We start from the raw sequence: 22236 nt of genomic DNA on the forward strand, positions 1-22236 counted from the left end.
TCATTCACCCTCTGAGCAGTTCTGCATTAAGCTAAGAACAGTTAACCAGATAGCTATTTTTCGAGCGAAAAGTTAACTCCAATTCTTAGCCTGAATCCCCGTCGATTTATCGCGGGGAGTGGCTCAACCAGAAGACCAACAGCGATTTGCTGAGTGCGTACAAAATCATCTAGCGTTTAACACCCCCTACGCCATCGAGGTGCGAATCCAACGAGGTGATGGCAGTTACGGTTGGTTTCTCTCCCAAGGTAAAGCCGTGCGCGCCAACACCGGACACCCGATTCGCATGGTGGGGTCGATGATCGATATTACAGCGCGCAAACAGACGGAAGAAAAACTGCGAAAAAGCGAAAATTTTCTCGCCGCCGCGCAAAGGATTGCCCATATTGGGAATTGGGAGTTTGATATTGCCAATCAAAAAATTACTTGGTCGCAAGAGCTATTTCGCATTTACGGTCTTGACCCCAAACAAGGCGAACCCAGCTATGAAGAACTGATCGATCTGTATCATCGCGACGAACGAGAAAAATTCCGGCGTTTGGTGAAAAGGGCGATCGCAACGGGAAAACCCTAGGAAAGCGAACTCAAAATTGTGCTACCGGATAACTCAGTCCGATACATTGAAGCGAGAGTAGAAGCGGTTTTAGATGGGGAAGGACGGGTTAAAAGCTTGTTTGGCACGGTACAAGATATCAGCGATCGCAAACTTGCCCTTGCAGCGTTGCGGGACAGCGAAGAACGGTTCCGCCAGTTAGCAGAGCATATCCGAGAAATTTTTTACTTGCAAGATGTCATCGAGGGTCGGATGCTCTATATCAGTCCTGCTTACGAACAAGTCTGGGGACGACCTGGTGCCGAACTTTATGCCAACCTGAATGTCTGGATCGACAGCGTTGTCAGTGAGGATCGCGATCGCGTCAAAAAAGTGTTTTTAATTGATGAGTGGAACACCAGCCAAATCGAAGCAGAATACCGCATTCAACGTCCTGATGGCACGATTCGCCAGATCAGAGCGCGGGCGTTTCCGATTTACAATGACCAAGGAAAGGTGTATCGTGTGGCTGGCATAGCCGAAGATATTACAGAGCGCAAGCATGGGGAAGCAGTAGAGCGGCAATTAATCGAGTATTTGCGCCAGCAAGCAGATCTCCAACGCCTTGTAGGAACGATCGCCCAGCGCATCCGCCAGTCTTTAAATTTGGATGAAATTCTCAATACCACCGTGGCAGAATTGAGAGCTTGACTAAATAGCCAAATACTTGGCTAAAGTTACTCATAGTTATTTATGGCGATAATATTGACTTTGTTGTAATTTTATGTCATATTTAACATAATGCCGAAAACCAAGGCTTAAAATCTTCTGGGAAAGCAAACCAGCAGCTGCGCTGCAAAACTAGCCAGCCTGTAAAAAGGTGGAACGGGATACCACGATTCGTTAAATTGGCTGAAAATAATGGTTGAACAATGGCTCTTAGCTTCAAAAACAATTGTTATATCGCCATGAAAAATAGGGTAAGCTCAACCGAATTTCCTAGTGGACAAGTTGGAGCCGAATCCCTTGGTGGAAGCAGGAAGCAGACCCAAGAGAAATTAGTTCTAGTTGAATGGTGAAGCTTAGATAAGTTTAGCCAAGTTCTGTATAGCACAATTTCTCCAAACCGACCGGGTAATTATTTATCGCTTTGAACCAGACTGGAGCGGTACTGTGGTTGTAGAATCTGTAGACCCGGTTTGGGTCAGCATATTGGGCAGGAAAATAGAAGATACCTGTCTGAGTGCGGATCAATGTATCGAACCTTACACAAAGCGTCGCATTCGCGCGCTCACAGATATATACTCGGCGGGGATCGATCGCTGTTATGTCAATTGACTGGCAAGTTTCCCAGTCAAAGCAAACTTGGTTGTACCGATCCTGCAAGGGGAAAGTTTGTGGGGTTTGCTGGTGGCGCAGCATTGTGCTAACCCGCGTCAGTGGCAAGTGCTAGAAATCGATTTACTTCAACAACTGGCGATGAGTGTAGGAATTGCGATTCAGCAGTCGGAACTTTATCAGCAACTGCAAACTGCCAACTTGGAACTGCAACGACAGGCGAGTCTGGATGGGTTAACCCAACTAGCCAACCGTCGCAGGTTTGACGAATATCTTAATATTGAGTGGCTGCGGCACAAACGCGAGCAACTACCGCTATCTTTGATTTTGTTTGATGCGGATTATTTTAAACTTTACAACGATACCTACGGTCATTTGGCAGGAGATGATTGCTTGCGGCAAATGGCAGTGGCGATCGCAGCTGTTGGAAGGCGTCCGGCAGATTTAGTCGCTCGCTACGGCGGGGAAGAATTTGCCGTTGTTCTACCCAATACCGACTCCACGGGTGCGATGCACATTGCCAGTACAATTCGGCAAGCAGTGCGGCAGTTGGCAATTCCTCATAGTAAGTCTAGTGTGAGCGATCGCGTTACAGTCAGTCTGGGGGTTGCTAGCGTTGTGCCGACAAAAACATTATCGTCCCAAGATTTACTTAACGCCGCCGAGCGAGCGCTTTATACTGCCAAACAACAAGGACGCGATCGCTATTGTCTATTTCCAGTTACTGGGGAGTGCAACTTTTAAACCGATCGCACCGATATCTTCTGCGCCGTCCGTAAAATCTGCCCTGCTAAAATAGCCGCACCAAAACCATTATCAATATTTACCACCCCCACCCCAGCAGCACAAGAGTTGAGCATTGTCAAGAGGGGGGCGAGGCCGCCGAAACTGGCACCGTAACCGATACTGGTGGGAACGGCAATTACCGGACAATCTGCCAAACCGGCAACGACGCTGGGTAAAGCGCCTTCCATCCCGGCAACGACGATTAACACGTTGGCAGAGGCAATCACGTGGCGGTTTGCCAGCAAGCGGTGAATTCCGGCAACCCCCACATCCCAGAGACGCTGTACCCGAAAACCGGATAACTCTGCCGTCACCGCCGCTTCTTCGGCGACGGGCAAATCCGCAGTCCCCGCCGAGAGGATACCGATATTGCCTGGGTACTGGGGTTCTAAGGCAGCGGGGACGGTAGCGCAAATGCGGGCAGTGGGGTAGTAGTAAAGTTGGGGTAATTTTTCCTGAACTTGGAGGTAGACATCCGGTTCAATTCGGGTTGCCATTACCACCGGATGACGCTGGCGCATCGTTTGGAAAATTTGCACAATTTGATCGGGTGTTTTACCGGGACCCCAAATTGCTTCTGGGAATCCGGTACGCAAGGCGCGGTGATTGTCAATTTTGGCAAAATCGCCGACAGGTTCAATGGCGAAATGCTTGAGCTTTTCTAATGCCACATCTGGGGTAACTTTACCAGCGGCAACAGCTTCTAGGAGAGATTGGAGGGCTTGAGGATGGGACATTCTTTTATTGTGTCACTTTGGAGTGCAATCGCTGTTTTTCCTGCTAGATTTTTTCACTGGCTTGAGCTTGGATTACACTGGGAAAAAATGGCATCTTAATTCCCATGACTGTACAAGCGATCTCGCGTTACGTCACGGGGAACCCAGAAATTTTACAAGGCGAACCGATTATTGCAGGGACGAGAACCTCAGTTCGTGCCATCGTAGGGTTGTGGCGTTTAGCTGTATCTGCTGAAGAAATCCCGACGCACTTACCCCATCTGACATTGGCTCAAGTTTTCGATGCACTGAGCTTTTATTTAGACAATCAGGAAGAAATTAATACCTATATTGAACGCAATCGGATTCCTGAAGAATTGGTGCATCCCGCAGTAAAAGCTGCCATGAAACAACCGTGAAATTATTTGCAACCCTTTATTCTGATGAAGATGTTTCGATGCTTGTAGCCACTTTGTTGCGAGGTAAAGGCTTCAATGTAACGACAGTGCATTCCGAAGGAATGCTGGGTGCGTCGGACAGGGAACAATTAGCTTATGCTGCATCGGTCGAGCGATGTCTGCTTACCCATAATAGAGTGGATTTCGAGCGACTGCACTTGAAGTATATCGCAGATGGGCAGCAGCATTCAGGGATTATTATAGTGCCTCAAAAGACGCCTCACGAAATTGCCCAACTCCTTGGGATTTTGTTAGACGCGCTAACAGCTGACGAAATTGCTAACCAGTTATTGTATGTGTAGCGCGGCAGATAACATATCACCTCACAGCAAAAACTCAAACAATCGTTTCTTGCAGGGATTTGTTATATCATGTCCAATAGCAACGGTTGTGTAAATGCTAATAGCTAATCGCTGACTGCTCTGGAGGCAATTGAATTGCGAGCAATTACCAATTAGCAATTAGCTATTAGCCATCGATACACTACCGATACCTAAGGACATGATATTATACTTCGCTTTCCCAGAATATTTCTGTTAGTATCGCATCCAAATCGTGGCTAAAATTCCATGTTTCAGGAAACTCGGTTTCGGGATATTCTTCGCGCACTTCCTCAAGCGCTTCTTGATAAACCTCGTCAAATTCTACCAGCAAATGATTGCGTAAGCTGGGAGACTTTTTCAGCAGGCGCTTTAAATCGTTGCGCTGTGTACGAATGGTAACTTGCCAACCTCGAAAACAATCGGGCAGAAGCACGTAGCACCGTTTAAGAATGTGAGCCAGAATTGTTTTGAGACGGCTTTCTACCTCATGCTTTTGCGAAATACCCAAAGCCTCAATCTCCTCCACCAAATTGTCCCAATCCAAATTATCAACCTCCCGCGCTTTTAACCGCGCTACTGTATCTTCTATCCATAATGCAAAATCCCGTTCGTATAGGGTTGCTTGAGTAGTATTGGATACCATGACTTTTTCACCAATTATTGTACGCTAATGGGTAATAGTTCTTTCCCATTACCCATTACCCATTACCCAATCTATTTCGTTACTTGCAATTCATACAAGTTCCAGAATGGGCCACCGAGGGCTGAGTATCTCACACCTTGGATGCGATCGCTCACCGCCTGCAAGTCCAACCGTTCTACCAGGTGTATAAACGGCAACTGTTCGGAAGCAATGCGCTGATATTGGTGATAAATTTCTATGCGTTTTTTCTCATCTAATTCTTGCGCGCCTTGCTTATAAAGGCGGTCAATTTCCTTTTCCCATTCAGAAACTTCCCAGCCAATTAAAGGTTGAGAACCCGGCTGTGGTCCTTGATTAAATGCATGGGACGACCCGGTAGTTTTCCAAATATTGCTAGCACTGTGCGGCTCGATCCCGCTTCCAGCAAATCCGCCCAGATAACAATCCCAATCCTGGGTTTCTTTCAGTTTTTGTAGATAAGCATTGAAGCTGATAATTTGCAAATCGACTTGAATCCCAATCTTCGCCAAATCCCGTTTAATCTGCGCCGCCATATCGATCCTTGTTTTCCTTTCGGAATTCGTTAACAGCGTGAATCGTACTGGTTTACCATCCTTATCTACAAGCTGATTGTCTGAATTATATTTGAATCCAGCTTGTAACAGCAATTCCTTGGATTTCTCCGGAGCGTAATTGTAAACTTTTAACCCTTTTTCCGGCGGCAAGAAAAAGGGACTTTTGACATAAACAAACGAATTTTGCAGTTCTCCCAGTCCCCGAAACACATTGACTTTCATCGTTTCGCGGTCAAGTGCATAAGCAACTGCTTGTCTGAATTCCTTGGTATTGAACCAGCGAGACTTGATTGGATCTACTAAAGGCTGTCCCTTAGCATTCTTGGCTTTATTCAAATTGAAAGCAATAAAAGTTGTTCCCGTATTTGGCCCCCCGTTATATATTTTAAAACCCGCTCGCTTTTCCTCGCGCTTCAATAACTGAAAAGCTTCTGGAGCCACTTCTAAAGTATCCAACTGTCCCGAACGAAAACTAACTAATTGGTTATCCGTCGATTCAATAATTTGCCAAACAATCCGCTCGATATAAGGTTGGGGATTGCCTTGACTATCCTTGCGCCAATAATATGGATTGCGCCGGAATATGACTCGCTGACTGGGAGTGTAACTTTCCATCACATAGTAGCCATTCCCGATAATTTCTTTCGGGTCGCTTCCAGTTCCCCAAGTTGTCAGAAACTTGGGATTACCATTAGAATCGATTGTACGAACGGCGTCTTTTAGCGCATGGGCTGGCATAATGGGAATGCCGCCTACATATCTTAAAAAAGGCGCAAAAGGTTCGGGTACGGTGAATTCAACTCGGCGTGAGTCGAGTTTTTTTACACTTGGTAAAGCGCGGCTTTCGCCAATTTCTAAAATATCTCTGACCGAAGTGGGAATTTTGGTGTTAAAGTAAATTTCGTTGTAAGTAAAGACAACATCATCAGCAGTCATTGGCTGACCATCCGACCATTTGAGTCCTTCACGCAGGGTAATGACTATGCGCTTTTTATCTTCGGAAACTTCCCAAGATTCGGCTAAATTTGGTTCGAGTTGGGAGGTGAAGGGATTTTCGCTAATTAAACCATCGTAGATAAAGCCAAAAACGCTGTAGGCAGATTCGTTGAGTGCGTAGTTAAAAGTAGAAGGTTCGCCAAGAACGGCAACAACGATTTGGGGAACTCTAGCCGCTTCTGCTTTAAACTGGGATGGGTTACACGATGTGAGAGCAACAGCTACCACACCCGCCACCATCACCGCCATCCAACGCCGCCAAGTTTTGTAAATCATAGTTAAGAGTTTCATAATTTTTACTGTACCGACATTTACTGCGATTGTAGCCAACCCAGGAAATCCCCGGTGCGGCTGAAATAATTTTCTACACCAGCATTCCGCAAAGCTTCTCGCACTTCCAACGTGCCAAAGTCTTTGGTATTGCTACTCATAAATACTTTAACTTGAGTTGGGTGCAACCCTGCGTGACCGAGAATGCAATGTAAAATCAAGTTATCTGTCGGGTCTTCAATCATATCTCTATCCAAACTTTGCTGAAGTATATCAGTCGTTAACGCAATCAAATCTGCCTTACTTGCTATTTGCTTAAGTGCTTGAGTTAGCCGCAACTCAGTATCATCCATTAAACTTTCATTTTCATCACGAGCTTGGCTTAAGAGTAAGTTAAGAGCTTGAGCATGAGGTGAAACAAGGTTTCGTTTTGACTGATTAATTTGAATGTCCAGTTCTTGGTTAAAACGTTTGCGAGCTTTTTTATCTTGTTCTAAAGCCGCTAAAGCCTCCAGACAGCAAATACTGGGTATTGCTATCTGAACTGATGGCGGCGGATTTTGTAGCAAAGTATCGGCTTGAGGGTCGCGTCCTGTGGCAATACTCATCAGAAAGTTTGTTTCAATGTAGAATATCAAGCCGTATCTCCACATCAGATTGTGTTGAACCATCTTTGAGCAACGGCAATAAACCAATTGCTTCGATTAGCTCTAAAGCTGGGGGTGTTTCCGACTTCCAATGATATACCAAATCATCTATCCAAGATTTAGTCATTCCTACTAGATAAGAAGCACTCAAAGAAGAACGTGACTTCTGCTTGCTCTCAATATCCGGGGCATAGCGACTTAGCACATCAATTACTTTAAGCGTACAAATTGGTTCTGCTACATTATCGCTGTACCAAGCAAAAATCAGGATGTCTTCTTTATCCAGCAGGATCATAAAAGGAATTACACCTCTGGCTGCTTTGAAGTAACCAACATATTCGGTGATAAACAGCGGTCTTAACTTCTGTCCGTGGGCTTGAATTAACACAACAATTCTTTCTTCTGCGTCGAGGGCGACGCCATGAGCATAAATTCGCAGTGCTTCTTCCCATTTTCTGGTTTTTATCGACTTAGTTTCCCCATTTTCTGGTGATGGGGAATGTAGAACGATACGAAATATCGTTCTTTGGTATCTTTCAATTAAGGATTCAGTCATTTTGAATGCCCGGATTAAGGATTAAACTTTATTCCTTTTTTTCTAGCAAGACTACGGCGTAGGCGGCTATTCCTGCTTCTTGTCCAACGGCGTCTAATTTCTCGTTGGTAGTTGCTTTAACGCCGATTTGGTCTGCTTCTAAGTTTAAAACGCTGGCGAGGCGCGATCGCATCTCCCCTATATGCGGTTTCAGTTTCGGACGTTCCGCCACCACGACGGAATCAATATTACTCACTCGCCAACCTTTCTCCTGCACTAACCCATATACCTGCTTTAACAACTCCAGGCTATCTGCCCCCGCCCATTTTGCATCGGTTGGCGGAAAATAATGTCCGATATCCCCCAAACTCAACGCACCCAGCATCGCATCCATGATGGCGTGAGTTAAGACATCGGCGTCGCTATGTCCCAACAGTCCCATTTCGTGGGGAATGTTCACCCCGCCTAAAATTAAAGGACGACCCGTAACCAATCTGTGAATATCGTAGCCGTTGCCAATTCTGAGAGACATAGTGGTTGTAAAATCCTGAATCTTGCCCTTCCGTATTTTACGAGCGATCGCTCTGCATGGGATCGGTCTTTTTCCTCTAACAAGTCGCAGATGGTGCGTTACACTTCCAGGACTTACGCAGGACGAGAAAAGCAACCAGGTTTCTTAGTTGATTTCTCGTTTCCTCTCCCAAGGATTTTTCGTAGAAACCGGGAACTTGCGCGTAAGCTAACAAGTCGCAGATGGTGCGTTAACGAAGTGTAACGCACCATCTGCTACTTAATCGCAAAGGTTAGGGTTCAAACCAATTACCAATTACCAATTACCCATTATGCAATTTGCATCAAACTCGCGTACTCGGTCAACATTTCATCATAAGTTAAACTTTCGGTTTCAACTTGAGGAGTCCAAAGCAATTCAAACTTAGACAAATATTCCGGAGGAGTGGCAGCAATTCGCTCCAGCGCTTGCTTTAAATCATTAGTAGAATAGACATTACCAAACAGAGGGCGATCGTCTTCGGTTCCAATTAGCAGCGTCACCACAATATAAGAACCTGGTTCGCTATCCGAATTTGAATTAGGCTGATTTTGACTAACTTTACCATTGACATTTGTGAGAGTTTCGCCGCTAAACTTACCCCGTTCTTCAATCGAAAACTTGTTAAAAATTGCCTCAGCTTCGTCGCGACTGCGGACGGTTTTGGAAGTTGCCGATACGTGAGTCCAGTTTTCTGGTGTTCTCAACAGTGCCAAAGCCGATTCTTGCAATAATTCGGATAAGCCTTCTGGAGTGTCAGTAGCGATATTTAAACTCAATTGTGAAAGCTGAGTTTGAATCGAATGCGCTTGCGCCAGCAATCCGACTTGGATTTTACTGATGGTGACGATATTGTTATCAAGTTCGCGATTGCCAGTATTGGTATAAGTCTCAGTTGTACCGGCACTGATAGCTTTCTTCTTAGATATGGCAATGGCGTAAGCGATCGCAGCCACGAGAATTGCTAAAATGATGACCAAAACAATCAGAGAAATCGGGGAATAATAGTAGCCGCCATAGCTATATCTTGGCCCAACATAGATAGTTGTGCCTCCGGATGAGTAACCCCCACCACCATAATTGGAATCCGAACCACTACTGCGACTGGGAGAATTTGAGCGGGAAGGTGCAGATCTAAACGAACCGCCGCCGCTGCGTCCTCCTCCCCTTCTTGCTTGTGCTTCTGTACCGATGTTTAGCGTTAGTTGATTGGTAGTCGGCGTTAATTGTATATCTACCGCGTTGACCAAGAGAAACGAAACAGCGGCAGCACATAATAGCTGTAACTTTGACTTGGGTTTCATGGGGATGATTTGGCAACTCTGCTATGACTTCATGTCCTTAGGTATCGGTAGTGTATGGATGGCTAATTGCCAGCTTGCTAATTGCTAATTGTCAATTGCCAGAGAGTCGCCATTAGCGATTAGCTATTAGCAGTTACACAACCGTTGCCCAGGGACATGATATGATTTGCTTCTTTATTCTTACCGCTGGAATCATCCAATTTCCCAAATCTCGCAAGAAAGTTAACAACAATCTCACAAACCCGGTTTCTTGAATAATACCTTCGCCTTGCATCCGGCACCCTTAAGGGTGCCGCTACACAAACAAAGGCTGCCTTCGCAGCCTGCATTTGATTTCAGCCCGCGCAGGCGGGCTTTGTCTGTGTAGCCGCACCCTTCAGGGTGCGGGCGTTTAACAAAATTGGCGAAGGTATTGTCGAACAAACCGGGATTCTTTTACTCGCCACCTGTCTCTCTCAACCATTTTTCATACAAATCGGGACGCCTTGCTTTTGTTCGTTCGATTTGCTGCTGAAATCGCCACCGCCCAATCTCGCCGTGGTTCCCCGACAGCAAGACATCGGGAACTCGTAACCCGCGAAACTCTGGGGGACGGGTGTACTGGGGATAGTCCAGCAGTGTCGCCTCGAAACTCTCTGCTTTGAGGGATTCTTGCTTGCCTACTGTACCGGGACGCAATCTCACAACCCCGTTAATCAGTGCTAGTGCGGGAATTTCGCCGCAAGTTAGGACAAAATCGCCTAAAGATACCTCGCGAGTCACTAAATCCAGCACTCGCTCATCTACGCCTTCGTAATGTCCGCAAATCACCACCAGTTGGTCGTAATGGGTGGCTAATTCTTTGAGTAGACCTTGATTCAGGGTTTGACCTTGCGGCGTCATCAGGATAACGTCGCGTTTGGGTAAGACGGGTAGCGACTCGATGGCGGCAAAAATGGGTTCTGGTTTCATCAGCATCCCGACGCCGCCGCCGTAGGGTTCGTCATCTACCCGGCGATGCTTATCTGTAGCGAAATCTCTAGGATTGACTAGATTAACTTGAGCTATCTGTTTTTCGAGAGCTTTTCCCAGCAATCCCGAACTCAGGGGAGATGCGAAAAAATCTGGAAATAGAGTTATAACATCAAATCGCACGGGTTTTGAGTTGAAATTGAGTTGGCAAATCTTGAGAAAAACTAAAACATTCCTGATGTTAACAGGGATGGGTCAAATCGTTTGACACTCACGACTCTAGAGAGACGGTGATTCTTGGTGCAATGACTCACGGTTACACCACAGGTTTAGACCAATCGCCCAAAAGGGTAATCTCCTAGAGCGTAAAATATTCTTTAGTGAGTGCTTTCGTCTCCCACGCTCGCTCCTACTCTTTTGACACGGGGTTTTCGCGGTAAACTCTATAATTAACCTTGCACCAAATTTTGTGCCCGTCGCTGGATAGAGATTATGCCCAAAGAGAGATGGAAACGCGATTAATAATTGCTTCATGAGATATCTAATAAGCTAAAATTATGTGTTAACCGTCACGCTCATAAGCCAAAACCCAGCCCCGCTTGTCAGGGGGGTCCAGGGGGGATCGCCAGGAGAGAGAAGCAACACAATGCAACAGTTAGAATTGCAAGCCTTGGAAACCAGAAAACCCCAATCAACCAAAACCGCCATCATGGTGATTGGCGGCGCTGAAGATAAAGTTCACGGACGGGAGATCTTGCACACTTTTTTTTACCGTGCCGGATCGGCTGATGCTCAAATCGCGATTGTACCATCGGCGAGTCGAGAACCCGCGATTATTGGCGAACGGTATCGCGGCATCTTTAATGAGATGGGTGCTAAGCGAATTGAAGTGCTGGATATACGCGATCGCGATCAGTGCGAAGATGCGGCAGTCCACGAATACCTAGAGGTGTGTACGGGGGTATTCCTCACCGGCGGCGATCAACTGCGCCTGTGCGGACTGCTTGCGGATACGGTGTTGATGGAAAAATTGCGCCTGCGCGTCCAGATGGGTCAAATTACCCTGGCGGGAACCAGCGCCGGAGCAGCCGTCATGGGTCACCATATGATAGCAGGGGGCGGTAGCGGCGAATGTCCCAACCGTTCTTTAGTCGATATGGCAACGGGGCTTGGTATTATACCAGAAGTTGTGGTAGATCAGCACTTTCACAACCGCAACCGCATGGCGAGATTGATGAGCGCGATCGCAGCCCATCCGGACCGTCTGGGTATCGGCATCGATGAAGATACCTGTGCCTTGTTCGAGCAAGATGGTATCCTGCAAGTGGTGGGCAAAGGGACGGTAACCATCGTCGATCCAGGGGAAGTGTCCTACACCAACCAGCCTTTGATCGGCGCCACCGACCCGATTAGCATTCACAATTTACGAGTACATATTCTCAGCTATGGTCAGCGCTACGACCTGCACCAGCGTGCAATTATTCCTACAGGCTGAAGCAGATGGCGATCCCCGACACAAATCCATAGTGAGATAGCATAGGAGGTTTGAGAGCGCTAGATGTTCGCCTTCTATGGTTTTCTCGATAGAGTATTTTTGCCATGCGTTGCCACGAGTCTTGCGTTTTTAAACCCCAATTTCACCGGAAAAATGTTCGTAATGAACAGTTTTATGAGGAGGCCAGGTGTAAATATATAGGGTTCTCCTCAATCCTTGCTTGTCGCCAACAGATCCCCGGACTATTACTATGAAAATTCTGAAAATCCAGACGTTACGCGGTCCTAACTATTGGAGTATTCGACGCCACAAACTGGTGGTCATGCGTCTTGATTTGGAGGATTTGGCAGACAAGCCATCAGATCGCATCTCCGGCTTTTACGAAGGCTTGCTGCGGGTGCTACCCTCTTTGGAAGAGCATTTCTGCGCCCCTGGGTGTCGGGGCGGTTTCCTTCAGCGAGTGCGGGAGGGAACTTATATGGGGCACATTGTGGAACATGTCGCCCTGGAACTGCAAACCCTCGCAGGTATGAATGTAGGCTTCGGACGCACGCGGGAAACCGCTACCCCAGGCATTTACCAAGTGGTAATCGAGTACCTGGACGAACAAGCAGGGCGCTATGCAGCCAGGGCGGCGGTGCGGTTGTGCCAGAGTATCGTCGATACCGGCAGCTATCCTGAAGCAGAATTAGCCCAAGATTTGCAAGACCTCAAGGAAATGTGTTCGGATTCAGCCTTGGGGCCTTCAACAGAAACTATTGTTAAAGAAGCAGAAGCGCGGGGAATTCCCTGGCGCTATTTAAATGCCCGCGCCTTGGTGCAATTCGGCTATGGAATTTACAGCAAGCGCATCCAGGCTACTTTGAGCGAGTATACCGGGATTTTGGGCGTCGAGTTGGCTTGCGATAAAGAAAGCACGAAACAAGTTTTGCGCGATGGGGGAGTGCCAGTACCGCGCGGCACGGTTGTATATTACCTGGATGATTTGGCGGATGCGATCGCAGATATCGGCGGCTACCCCATCGTGATCAAACCCCTCGACGGTCACCACGGCAAGGGCATCACCCTCAACATCAATTCTTGGGAACAAGCAGAAGTCGCCTACGACGCCGCTAAAGGCGAATCTAAAGGAGTGATTGTAGAACGCTACTACACCGGACGCGACCACCGAGTCCTAGTCGTCAACGGCAAGGTCGTCGCCGTCGCGGAACGAGTCCCCGCCCACGTCGTCGGCAATGGCAAATTAACCGTATCAGAATTAATCGAAGCAACCAATCGCGACCCCCGACGCGGCACGGGACACGAAAACGTCCTGACAAAAATCGAACTCGACCGCACTTCCTGGGATCTATTAAAAGAACAAGGATATACCCTCGATACAGTGCTGGAATCGGGTCAAATTTGTTACTTGAGGGCCACCGCAAACCTCAGTACCGGAGGCATAGCCGTAGACCGCACCGACGATATCCATCCGGAAAATATCTGGATCGCCCAACGGGTGGCCAAAATCATCGGACTTGACATTGCAGGCATTGATGTGGTAACGGCGGATATCAGCAAACCATTGCGCGAAACCGGAGGCGTAATCGTTGAAGTCAACGCCGCCCCAGGATTCCGGATGCACGTTTCTCCCAGCGAAGGGCTACCCCGCAACGTCGCCGCCCCAGTTCTGGATATGTTATTCCCCCCCGGAACCCCCAGTCGCATTCCGATTTTGGCGGTAACCGGGACTAACGGCAAAACCACCACAACCCGACTGCTGGCGCATATCTACAAGCAAACCGGGTTGACCGTTGGCTACACCACCACCGACGGCACTTATATCGGCGATTATTTAGTCGAAAAAGGCGATAATACAGGCCCCCAAAGCGCCCAAATGCTGCTTTACGACCCCACGGTAGAAGTGGCAGTCCTGGAAGCGGCGCGGGGCGGTATCCTGCGGTCGGGGTTGGGATTTGACGCCTCGGACGTGGGGGTGGTGTTGAACGTCGCGGCGGATCACCTGGGAATTGGGGATATCGATACCGTAGATCAATTAGCCAACCTCAAGAGTGTGGTAGCGGAAGCAGTTCTACCCAAAGGCTACGCCGTCCTCAACGCCGATGACCCCTTAGTCGTGGAAATGGCGAAGCGGACAAAGGCGCAAATCGCTTACTTTTCCCTCAACCCAGAAAATGAAATCGTTAAAGCCCACACCCAGCAAAGCGGCGTCGCGGCAATGTACGAAAACGGGTATTTATCGATATTAAAGGGGGATTGGACGCTGCGAATCGAACAAGCAATCAACGTACCCCTGACAATGGGAGGCAAAGCGCCGTTTATGATTGCCAATGCCTTGGCGGCTTCCTTGGCGGCGTTTGTCCAAGGCGTGGGAATAGATTATATCCGCAAGGGCTTGACAACATTCCGCGCTTCTGCTAGCCAAACGCCGGGAAGGATGAATTTGTTTAATTTAGGCAACTATCACGCTTTGGTGGATTATGCCCACAATCCGGCGAGTTACGAGGCTTTGGGCAATTTTATCCGGAATTGGCCTGGGGAAAGGATTGGCGTGGTAGGTGGACCGGGCGATCGCCGCGATGAAGACTTTGTGACGTTGGGTAAACTTTCGGCAAATATCTTTGACCGAATTATTGTCAAGGAAGATGACGATACCAGGGGACGCGATCGCGGTGCAGCAGCGGGGTTAATTATCCAAGGAATTGGGCAAGCGAAGCCAGATTGTCGCTACGAATCGATTCTAGATGAAACAACGGCGATTAATACAGCTTTAGATAGCGCCACTCCCAATAGTTTGGTGGTAATTTTACCCGAAACCGTATCTCGCGCCATTGAATTAATCGAAGCGCGTCGCCCCATCCCCGAACAAGTACAGCAAGTCAATGGGGTGGAAGTTACCAACAGTGTAAAATCTTCGCTGGCTAATCAGATTTAAGCGATTTAGAAGCTGGCAGGATAGGGGAGGTATTAGCCTCCCCTATTTTGTTTGGGGGTAAATTCTTTGTAGTTGAATTGTGCGCGAGCGACGACAGCAACGATAATGAAGGTAGACAATGCCCATCCTACAACTAATCGATGATAACAAGGATGCAAAGTATTAAACTGCAAAGTAGCCTCAATGTGAGTAAAGCTGTTTTGACAGATGTTGAAAGCTGGCGCGTTCGTTGAGATGTGGAAAAGGCTTGTTAGGAACAGATACACCCAGGAAGCGACACAATGGTTCCCAACCCTCTTTCACTTGGTAAACTAACAGCCGCTCTGGTGGAACAAAACGCTTTACCTCTTCAATGTGTTGATTGAAAATCCCTTTAGCGTATTGCTTATCCTCAAATTTCCCTTGAAAATCCTTCAGCCAAACATCTTGATCCACCATGCGGAAGATGCGAACTAGACTCCGCGTCCTTGGAGAAAACGGGAGCGATAAGGTCATCTTTAACTTCTGCCAACCTTTTGGCGCTGCTTGATAGATGGTGTTCAAGGTACTCTCATGCCAACTATCCACATCTCGAATATTCAACACAACTTTAGCATCAGGATAGTGCTGCATCAGTTGACGATAGTAACGATAACCTGGGTAATCTACTATTGCTTGGTAGCCATCAAACAAAGCATCCCAGTTGACAGGTTTTCCATTACTGGCATCCTCCCAAAACGTTACATCAGAGGGGTGTCTCATGAATTCTACCATGTGGTAGCACTTACAAAAGCCCAGTTCTTCTAAAGCGGTTTTGAGAGATAGCGTTCCCGTTCGTGCGAAACCTGCACCAATAACCTTAATTGCCATAAATTCCCCCATATTTTGCTTCCATTAAAGGCCAAAGTCCACGGCAGCATGTCAGGAAAGCCATTAGCTCTTCTGTGTAGGTTGGGTTGAACGTAAGTGAAACCCAACAAGCCAAGCTAAATTTGGGTTTCGTACACTGGGCCCAACCTACAAAGTTGACATGCTCCCAAAGCCCACTAGCTTAAGTATAGATAAATAACTCAAGTTGCTAGTTAACTCATGAATAGAAGCTAATGGCTAATGGCTAATGGCTAATGTCAGTACAAATCCTATATTAGCAAGCTCGCAATTAGCAACGCCAAAGTTTATAACTAGCAACTTGCGTTAGTTATAAGGTTGAGGCCATTCGTGACATAGGGGAAAGGCAATCAACGATTGCCTTTCCCCTCTCCCCGACCCGGTGAGATTCTGATTATCATTCCCGATTAATTTGAGTATATTCGCTCATTGACATTCATTCCACTTTCTTAACCTGTCACGAATCGAGCTGCATGAACTACGTTCGCAACCAAGGATGAAAATCCATCTCACCTGCTATTTTCAAGACAGGTCTAATCTTTAGTTTTTACTTCTTCCGCTGGTGCATCTTTCTCTGTTTCCGGGTTATTCATCTCTTCTTTAAAACCCCGTAAAGTTTTAGCCAAGGCGCGTCCCATTTCTGGAATTTTCTGAGGGCAAAATATTAGAAGTGCTACTCCGGCAATAATTCCCATTTCAGGCAATCCTAATCCAAACATATCAGTCTCCTTTTATCTATTTTTAGGGCAACTTTCAACAAATAAACCCGTTTTCTATGAGAAAACGTTTTAGAAGCTTGCAAGATAGGGGAGGTAATAGCCTCCCCTATTTTGTTTTGGTAGTTAAACCGATATAAAAAGCTGCTGCGTAATCAGATTAGCCTGTATCCCATTCAAAGTAGCCAACAGTTCGCCAGTATCTTTGGCGCTAATTAGAGTATTGTTGTTGGTTTGGGCGATCGCTAACTGTGCAAAACTCAAACCACCACCCAAACCAATCAAATCTTGACCAATTTGGAAATCAGTAACTACATCGCTACCTTTTCCACTGGTCAAGACAAAAATGTCGTTGCCGCTACCGCCTGACAGCAGGTCATTACCTACATCGCCGCTGAGAACATCGTTTCCTGCACCACCAATCAAAGTGTCATTAGCTTTACCCCCGTAGAGAGTATCATCGCCTTCTTCCCCATTCAGCTTATCTTCTCGTTCATTACCAAAGAGTAAGTCATTGCCAGCACCGCCGCATAGTTCATCGCGATCTCTACCTCCGTAAATAGCGTCATTTCCATCACCACCGCACAGACTGTCATTACCTACATCGCCGAAGAGTAGGTCGTTACCAGCATCGCCAAATACGATGTCATCATTTTGACCACCGCGTAGCGTATCATTACCGTCTTCGGCGAAGATAGTATCATTGCCAGCGTTACCGTTAAGCAAGTCATCACCGCCACCGCCAAAGATTAAATCGCTACCACCGAAATCGCTATCGCCAAAAATGGTATCGTTACCCTTGTCTCCAAGCAAAGTATCGTTGCCGCGATCGCCAAAAATCCAGTCATTATCTTGACCGCCCCGCACAAAATCGTTACCTTGACCGCCCCGCAGAGTATCGCTACCCAAACCGCCGAATAAATTATCGTTAGCTGCTTTACCGAATAACCAATCATCCCCAGCTTTACCGTCAAGTGCATCGTTAACGGAAGTACCGATGAGGATATCGTTACTGTCGCTGCCAAATTGGGTGTTATCCACAGGATTTAACAGCGGAAGATTGTTAATATCAGGACGCACAAAGCTGTCGCCGAAACCATCTGGATCTGGCGGTAACTTAGGACTGACGGTAGGGATGGCATCGCCCAGTTTGACAATGAAGATGTCAGAAGTCCCAAAAAACCCAACAGCAGTCAGGTTAGCTTCTCCCTCACCGGGGTCGAAGTCTGCCGTAACTTGGAAACTTCCTGTGGTGTAGGTGTTGCCGCTACTATCGATGGCGATCCTATTACCACGGTCATCACCATTGCCGCCCAGTTTTTTAGCCCAGACGTAATTGCCCCCCGAGTCTAATTTGGTGATGAAGATGTCTTGACAACTCCTCGCCGTTGAACGACGAGGATTCTTCCTTCATCCAACATTGCCTCTAAAAGCAGTGCCTTTAGATGGTCTTACACGTTGTCTGGAAGCAGTAGCGAGATGCCCTCCCGCCAAGATCCGTAAACCTTCATCCCGGATAGATTTTGCAGCGTTAATGTCCCGATCGTGGAGAGTGTGACATTTAGGACATTGCCAGCTACGAATATCTAAACTCAAACTTTCCACTTGATGCAAGCAGTGGTTACAAGTCTTGGAACTGGGAAAGAACCGATCTACTTCAATATATGTTTTTCCCGACCATTCAGATTTGTACTTTAACATGGTGCAAAATTGCCCCCATCCTGCATCACTAATTGATTTGGCTAGCTTGTGATTTTTGACCAGATTCCGAACTGCTAGATTCTCTACCACTATGACTTGGTTTTCGTCTACTAATTTACGACTTAGTTTGTGGAGAAAATCTTCCCGACATCTAGCGATTTTGCCATGAACTTTGGCAACTTTAATTCGTGCCTTGTTACGGTTGTTAGACCCTTTTTGTTTGCGACTGAGCGCTCTCTGTCTCTTGGTTAACCTCACTTCATATTTACGGTAATATTTGGGATTACCATGCTTAGTACCATCAGAGGTAATCGCATAGCGCTCGATTCCCATGTCTATACCAATAGCTTTGCCTTGTGACGAGCCAACAGGTTTACTTTTGCCATCATCATAAAGGCAAGCCGCATAGTATTCGCCTGCGGGGGTACATGATACCGTGACCGCTTTGAGTTGCCCCTCTGGCAAACGAGATACCTTGCAATAAACCTTTCCTAACTTGGGAAGAATTAAGTAATCCCCATCTAGTTTGATCCCTTGAGGGAAACGGAGCGACTGCTTTTGACCCTTTTTCTTGAAACAAGGGTACTTAGCCCGCTTTTCAAAGAAGTTTAAGAAAGCACTCGATAAGTCTAATGCTACTTGCTGCAAACACTGGGACGGCGGTTCAGTTAACCACTCACGCTCTCTTTTCAAAGATGGCAGTAAGTTGATGATGTCATTACGACTCAATCCTTTACCAGAAGACTGGTAAGTTTCGCTAGTGAGGTTAAGTGCATAATTGTAAAACCAGCCTACACACCCAAACGACTTGGTGAGCAATATTGCTTGCTCACCAGTCGGATAGATTCTGTACTTGTAGGCTTTTAACATTTTGCTTACCAAACTAACAATACTATGGTAAGTTTATCTGTTAAGGTTGTCAAGCCGTCGTGTAACGACGGGGTTTTAAACCCAAATTTTTGATAAGTTTCTATATTCCCCAAATTCAGCCAAGTATTGCCCAGTTGCAGGCTACCCGGTGTGCCGTGGGAGATAATATGTAGGGCTGCTATATTTTGGCGAGTCTGAAGCAGTTGGGTAATTTGCTCGACGCCATCTCGCGCTGCATCCAGGATGAAGACTTGAGTTCCCGCTGCGATTCCTGCTGCTAGGGTTTGCCAATCTGGTATGGAACTGTCGATGAAGGCGATCGCATTTTCTTGGTTCGCTTGAGCTTCGAGAGTAGGGTTTTGGAATGGCATAGTTTTTCTGACAACGGACGTGGAGGAAGGCATAGTGCGATTCGTTCTTCTGAAATGGGTAGAAATATCCAAGGATGGAGGCTTCAGTAGAGTAATCCATCAGGATAGAGTTCGCACTTTAATCCTCTACTGATGACAACTTACAACCTATGTAGGTGAGGAAACCTAACCAAGCAACAAAGCTAAGACAGTTAGGGGAGAAAGGGAAAGATGAAAAGACTATTCTGACATCATAACCCAATCCAGAAAACACCAAACCCTACTGCCCTAGTGCGGGGTTGAAAGCACACAAACAACCTAGAAATAGGTTGCCCCTACAAAGGAGACTGACAACCTTCTCTGTAAAGCGGGGGTGAAAGCAGAAATAGGTGGAAATAGCTGAAAACACCTACTGCAAGCAAGAGTCTATGGATAGAACAAACGAAGTGTCATCTGAGCCATCGTAATCCTCCACCAGGGGAAATAAGCTTATCCAGAAATGGAACTCCTGGGTTGGAAATAGCCAACAAGGGTAAGGTCTATCAAGTTCTACGTACTGAGATAGCGCACTACTTATAACCCCGATGGATAGACACATCCTAAAGGCTCAAACAATAGGTTGTAGGAACGAAGTAACCCCAATGTATGCTCCCTACTTGGTCGATAAGTAGGGTAGGCAGTCAAACCACAAGCCACATTGGGTCGGGATGGTTCAAGAAGCAAAAGCCAAGCCTGAATAAACAGGCAATGCCTAAAAAGGGATGGTGTAATTACCTGGATATGCTGACGTGAATCGCAATGTGATAAAGCTGGAGGTACAAGTAGCAATGTATAAGCCTAAATCAGATTCACAACTGAATACTGAGGGATGGAAGGAAATCAATTGGCGCAAAGTCGAACGATACGTCTTCAAGTTGCAAAAACGCATCTACGCTGCTTCCCGTTGTGGCAATGTCAAACTCGTTCGCAAACTCCAAAGAACACTGATGAGGTCTTGGTCTAATAGAGTTCTATCAGTACGACGGGTCGCGCAGGAAAATCAAGGCAAGAAAACGGCAGGAGTGGATGGGGTAAAATCCCTATCCCCAGAAGCACGAATCAAACTTGCGAAGGATTTAAGGTTAACTGGCAAATCCAAACCCACAAGAAGGGTATGGATACCGAAACCAGGAAGTAATGAAAAACGTCCGCTTGGTATTCCCACTATGTACGATAGAGCTTTACAAGCTGTATTCAAGGCTGTCCTAGAGCCGGAATGGGAGGCTTACTTTGAGCCTAACAGCTATGGTTTTAGACCAGGGAGGTCGTGCCAAGATGCAATAAAACAGATTAAAAGCTGCATACAACAGAAGGCGAAGTTTGTATTAGATGCAGACATAGCCAAATGTTTTGACCGCATCGACCATTTAGCCCTACTCCAGAAACTCAACATCAGAGGTAAAGTCAGGCAACAAATAAAAGCTTGGCTGAAATCTGGGGTCATAGACCAAGGGGCTTTTACTGCTACATCTCTTGGTACGCCACAGGGCGGGGTGATTTCTCCACTACTGGCTAATATAGCCCTTCACGGTTTAGAAGAAAAACTCAAAGAGATGGCAGAGTCACTTGATATCAAGTATCCAAACGGGCGAAATCAATGCACCAGGGATAAAAAATTCTCACTCTCAATAGTGAGATATGCAGATGACTTTGTTGTATTACATGAAGATAAAACCGTTGTCCAAAGATGTCGGGATTTAATCTCGGAATGGTTGACTGGCATTGGCTTAGAATTGAAACCTGAGAAGACGAGGCTAACTCACACACTCAACCCTGAGTGGAGCGAGGATGGGGATGCTGGTTTTGACTTTCTTGGTCATCATATACAGCAATACCCTACTGGTAAATACCGGAGTAATAGGAATTCTCAAGGTAGGATATTAGGTTTCAAAACTCTCATCACCCCTACGAAGAAGGCGAGTAAGGTACATCAAGAGGAAATCGGAAGAATCATCAAAAAGCATAGGTCATCGCCTCAATCGGCTTTAATCAAAGACCTTAACCCTGTAATAAGGGGATGGACTTCTTACTACTCAAACTCCGACGCTTCCAGCACTGGAGAATTATCAAGACAAGACTACCTCACATACTTGAAACTTCGAAGATGGGCAAAATACCGTTGTGGGAACATCAATGACGGACATAAACGTTATTGGACAACCATAGGCAGTAATAACTGGGTATTCGCAACCAGGGAGGGAACAGCGAACCCCCTGAGGTTACTTACGCATTCAGAACTCGGCAGCAGTAGCACTGAATACGTGGTTAAAGGCGAAAAAAGCCCTTTCGACGGCGACCTAGTGTACTGGAGTTCAAGACTAGGGACACACCCCGAATTGTCGAGTCGAACGACTAAGTTGTTAAAGCAACAAAAGGGTAAATGTGCTTGGTGCGGATTAAGCTTTCAAGATTGGGATGTATGGGAAGTAGACCACAAAATTCCTAAAGCTCTAGGCGGAAAGGATGAATATAAAAATCTACAACTATTACATCGGCATTGTCACGAGGAAAAGACCGCTATTGATCTAATAGAAATTCGGAAGAAACAACACTCTAAAAATTTTTAATTACTAGCCCAGCAATGGGATAAATATGAATGGGAGTGGGTCAACGATGTTCCGGTAATATTACGTCGAAAT

The 22236-nt window shown here is 46.6% G+C and carries 23 protein-coding genes and 1 pseudogene; 10 read left to right on the forward strand and 14 right to left on the reverse strand.

Annotated features, from left to right (window positions below):
* The first annotated feature begins 118 nt into the window (after positions 1-118).
* The 4 genes from MiSe_RS03215 (at position 119) to MiSe_RS03230 (ending at position 2614) form a co-directional block, all read left to right on the forward strand.
* Positions 119-574, forward strand: coding sequence for a PAS domain-containing protein (locus MiSe_RS03215; RefSeq protein ID WP_226574718.1), 456 nt, complete (start codon positions 119-121; stop codon positions 572-574).
* A gap of 18 nt (positions 575-592) precedes the next feature.
* Positions 593-1243: a PAS domain-containing protein gene (locus MiSe_RS03220; protein WP_226574720.1), complete on the forward strand. Its 651-nt coding sequence runs from the start codon at positions 593-595 to the stop codon at positions 1241-1243.
* 462 nt (positions 1244-1705) lie between these two features.
* Complete coding sequence (locus tag MiSe_RS03225; RefSeq protein ID WP_226574722.1) at positions 1706-1870, forward strand: hypothetical protein; 165 nt, start codon at positions 1706-1708, stop codon at positions 1868-1870.
* On the forward strand, positions 1871-2614 hold the full coding sequence (locus tag MiSe_RS03230) for a sensor domain-containing diguanylate cyclase (protein WP_226574910.1): 744 nt from the start codon (positions 1871-1873) through the stop codon (positions 2612-2614).
* On the opposite strand, the gene larB is transcribed toward MiSe_RS03230, so the two are convergent.
* A complete protein-coding gene (larB, locus tag MiSe_RS03235; RefSeq protein WP_226574723.1) occupies positions 2611-3393 on the reverse strand; it encodes a nickel pincer cofactor biosynthesis protein LarB in 783 nt (260 codons plus the stop codon). The two genes, MiSe_RS03230 and larB, sit on opposite strands and share 4 nt — an antisense overlap.
* A gap of 104 nt (positions 3394-3497) precedes the next feature.
* Here larB and MiSe_RS03240 point away from each other — a divergent pair, with 104 nt between their 5' ends.
* Complete coding sequence (locus MiSe_RS03240; RefSeq protein WP_226574725.1) at positions 3498-3791, forward strand: DUF433 domain-containing protein; 294 nt, start codon at positions 3498-3500, stop codon at positions 3789-3791.
* A complete protein-coding gene (locus MiSe_RS03245) occupies positions 3788-4132 on the forward strand; it encodes a DUF5615 family PIN-like protein (RefSeq protein ID WP_226574727.1) in 345 nt (114 codons plus the stop codon). Before MiSe_RS03240 ends, MiSe_RS03245 begins: the two co-directional genes overlap by 4 nt.
* Before the next feature lie 205 nt (positions 4133-4337).
* On the opposite strand, the gene MiSe_RS03250 is transcribed toward MiSe_RS03245, so the two are convergent.
* The 7 genes from MiSe_RS03250 to trmD form a co-directional block, all read right to left on the reverse strand.
* Entirely contained in the window at positions 4338-4796 is a 459-nt protein-coding gene (locus tag MiSe_RS03250; protein WP_226574729.1) for a DUF29 domain-containing protein, read from the reverse strand.
* A gap of 71 nt (positions 4797-4867) precedes the next feature.
* Positions 4868-6658: an ABC transporter substrate-binding protein gene (locus tag MiSe_RS03255; protein ID WP_226574730.1), complete on the reverse strand. Its 1791-nt coding sequence runs from the start codon at positions 6656-6658 to the stop codon at positions 4868-4870.
* Positions 6659-6678: 20 nt separating this feature from the next.
* Positions 6679-7275 (reverse strand): PIN domain-containing protein, encoded by a 597-nt coding sequence (locus MiSe_RS03260; RefSeq protein ID WP_226574732.1) that lies wholly within the window; start codon positions 7273-7275, stop codon positions 6679-6681.
* A complete protein-coding gene (locus tag MiSe_RS03265) occupies positions 7259-7840 on the reverse strand; it encodes a hypothetical protein (protein ID WP_226574733.1) in 582 nt (193 codons plus the stop codon). The genes MiSe_RS03260 and MiSe_RS03265 overlap by 17 nt, the downstream gene beginning before the upstream one ends.
* A 28-nt stretch (positions 7841-7868) precedes the next feature.
* The gene (gene ispF, locus MiSe_RS03270; protein WP_226574735.1) at positions 7869-8351 is read right to left on the reverse strand and encodes a 2-C-methyl-D-erythritol 2,4-cyclodiphosphate synthase; all 483 of its coding nucleotides are present in this window, start codon (positions 8349-8351) and stop codon (positions 7869-7871) included.
* Between the two features lie 308 nt (positions 8352-8659).
* Positions 8660-9673, reverse strand: a complete 1014-nt coding sequence (locus MiSe_RS03275) for a DUF1517 domain-containing protein (RefSeq protein WP_226574737.1) — start codon at positions 9671-9673, stop codon at positions 8660-8662.
* Positions 9674-10108: 435 nt separating this feature from the next.
* Positions 10109-10807 (reverse strand): tRNA (guanosine(37)-N1)-methyltransferase TrmD, encoded by a 699-nt coding sequence (trmD, locus tag MiSe_RS03280; protein WP_226574739.1) that lies wholly within the window; start codon positions 10805-10807, stop codon positions 10109-10111.
* A 463-nt stretch (positions 10808-11270) separates the two neighbouring features.
* Here trmD and MiSe_RS03285 point away from each other — a divergent pair, with 463 nt between their 5' ends.
* Together MiSe_RS03285 and cphA are read left to right on the forward strand one after the other, a co-directional pair.
* Positions 11271-12119, forward strand: coding sequence for a cyanophycinase (locus MiSe_RS03285; protein WP_226574741.1), 849 nt, complete (start codon positions 11271-11273; stop codon positions 12117-12119).
* Between the two features lie 250 nt (positions 12120-12369).
* Positions 12370-15054 (forward strand): cyanophycin synthetase, encoded by a 2685-nt coding sequence (cphA, locus tag MiSe_RS03290; RefSeq protein ID WP_226574743.1) that lies wholly within the window; start codon positions 12370-12372, stop codon positions 15052-15054.
* Between the two features lie 180 nt (positions 15055-15234).
* Here the strand turns inward: cphA and MiSe_RS03295 are convergent, their stop codons facing one another.
* From MiSe_RS03295 to MiSe_RS03305, 3 genes are all read right to left on the reverse strand, one after another.
* Positions 15235-15903, reverse strand: a complete 669-nt coding sequence (locus MiSe_RS03295) for a sulfotransferase family protein (RefSeq protein ID WP_226574746.1) — start codon at positions 15901-15903, stop codon at positions 15235-15237.
* Between the two features lie 551 nt (positions 15904-16454).
* A complete protein-coding gene (locus MiSe_RS03300) occupies positions 16455-16640 on the reverse strand; it encodes a twin-arginine translocase TatA/TatE family subunit (protein WP_226574747.1) in 186 nt (61 codons plus the stop codon).
* A 123-nt stretch (positions 16641-16763) separates the two neighbouring features.
* Positions 16764-17678 carry a calcium-binding protein gene (locus MiSe_RS03305; RefSeq protein ID WP_226574749.1) on the reverse strand — a complete coding sequence of 305 codons (915 nt, stop codon included), beginning with the start codon at positions 17676-17678 and terminating at the stop codon, positions 16764-16766.
* Between MiSe_RS03305 and MiSe_RS03310 the strand changes: the two genes are divergently transcribed.
* Entirely contained in the window at positions 17668-17895 is a 228-nt protein-coding gene (locus tag MiSe_RS03310) for a hypothetical protein (RefSeq protein WP_226574751.1), read from the forward strand. The two genes, MiSe_RS03305 and MiSe_RS03310, sit on opposite strands and share 11 nt — an antisense overlap.
* Before the next feature lie 26 nt (positions 17896-17921).
* Here the strand turns inward: MiSe_RS03310 and MiSe_RS52535 are convergent.
* The 3 genes and pseudogenes from MiSe_RS52535 to MiSe_RS03325 form a co-directional block, all read right to left on the reverse strand.
* Positions 17922-18005 (reverse strand): annotated as a pseudogene (locus MiSe_RS52535) (hypothetical protein); the annotation flags it as partial.
* A 42-nt stretch (positions 18006-18047) separates the two neighbouring features.
* A complete protein-coding gene (locus tag MiSe_RS03320) occupies positions 18048-19208 on the reverse strand; it encodes an RNA-guided endonuclease TnpB family protein (RefSeq protein ID WP_226574753.1) in 1161 nt (386 codons plus the stop codon).
* 5 nt (positions 19209-19213) lie between these two features.
* A complete protein-coding gene (locus MiSe_RS03325; RefSeq protein WP_226574755.1) occupies positions 19214-19612 on the reverse strand; it encodes a DUF4347 domain-containing protein in 399 nt (132 codons plus the stop codon).
* 773 nt (positions 19613-20385) lie between these two features.
* Here MiSe_RS03325 and ltrA point away from each other — a divergent pair.
* Positions 20386-22164, forward strand: a complete 1779-nt coding sequence (gene ltrA, locus MiSe_RS03330) for a group II intron reverse transcriptase/maturase (RefSeq protein ID WP_226574764.1) — start codon at positions 20386-20388, stop codon at positions 22162-22164.
* The last annotated feature ends 72 nt before the right edge of the window (positions 22165-22236 follow it).

The sequence above is a fragment of the Microseira wollei NIES-4236 genome, from assembly GCF_020521235.1.
GTDB lineage: Bacteria > Cyanobacteriota > Cyanobacteriia > Cyanobacteriales > Aerosakkonemataceae > Microseira > Microseira wollei.